This is a genomic window from Mesorhizobium carmichaelinearum, assembly GCF_900199455.1.
GTDB lineage: Bacteria > Pseudomonadota > Alphaproteobacteria > Rhizobiales > Rhizobiaceae > Mesorhizobium > Mesorhizobium carmichaelinearum.
In genome coordinates, this window is the sequence record NZ_FZQR01000133.1 from 1 (window position 1) to 823 (window position 823).

The following is an 823-nucleotide window of genomic DNA, read 5'->3' on the forward strand; positions in this document are numbered from 1 at the left end:
GGATCTGTCGCAAATCGTGATTTCGGTCACCACGCGACGCTTTCGCGTCAATGATCAGGCGGCAATGATCGCGAACTGCTCGGCAATTGAGGGGCATGGATTGTACGCAAACCTTGCCTGCCGTTTGCGCATCATGTGAACCATCTCGATGCCGGAGAGAATGACCTCTGCGCTCGCCTTCGATTTGAAGCCGAGCATAGAGCGGATGCGGCGCTTGACGCGCCGATGGTCCTGCTCGATCCGATTGTTGAGATACTTGCTCTTGCGGATGCGGATTGGTTTCAGTGAGCACCGCGTTCGATCCCGCAAACGGTGTTCAGCATCGCAGGAAATGATCGCCTCGTGATTTGTCTGGCTGCCGTCGATGACAATGCGATCCGGTCGACCGTGGCGCTCCAACGCATTCCGGAGGAAGCGTTTTGCGGCCGCCAGGTCACGGTTTTTGCTGAAGAAGAATTCGACCGTGTCGCCGACGCTGTCGATGGCGCGATAGAGATACATCCACTGGCCGCGAACCTTGATATACGTCTCGTCCATATGCCACTTGCCGGTAACGGCACGCTTGCGTCGGTTGAAACACTCCAGCAGCCGAGGCGAGAAGTGGACGACCCAGCGATGCACGGTCGAATGATCGACGCTCATGCCGCGTTCGGCCATCATCTCTTCCAGATCGCGCAGGCTCAGATTGTAGGCCAGATACCAGCGTACGCACAGCAGGATCACGGATCGATCAAAATGGCGGCCTTTGAACATGAGCAACTCCTGGAAAGAAGGAGAAGGTGTCATGCACCAATCACCTTTCCGAAAAGTTTGCGACAAAACC

General features: G+C 56.1%; 1 protein-coding gene. It reads right to left on the minus strand.

Features of this window, described 5'->3' with window-relative positions:
- Positions 1–54: 54 nt before the first annotated feature.
- Positions 55–753 carry an IS6 family transposase gene (locus CKW40_RS42335; RefSeq protein ID WP_095205398.1) on the minus strand — a complete coding sequence of 233 codons (699 nt, stop codon included), beginning with the start codon at positions 751–753 and terminating at the stop codon, positions 55–57.
- Between the last annotated feature and the right edge of the window lie 70 nt (positions 754–823).

What these genes read in the sequence shown, in the direction of transcription:
- CKW40_RS42335 (WP_095205398.1), bottom strand. Translation starts at nt 753, where the DNA reads ATGTTCAAAGGCCGCCATTTTGATCGATCCGTGATCCTGCTGTGCGTA.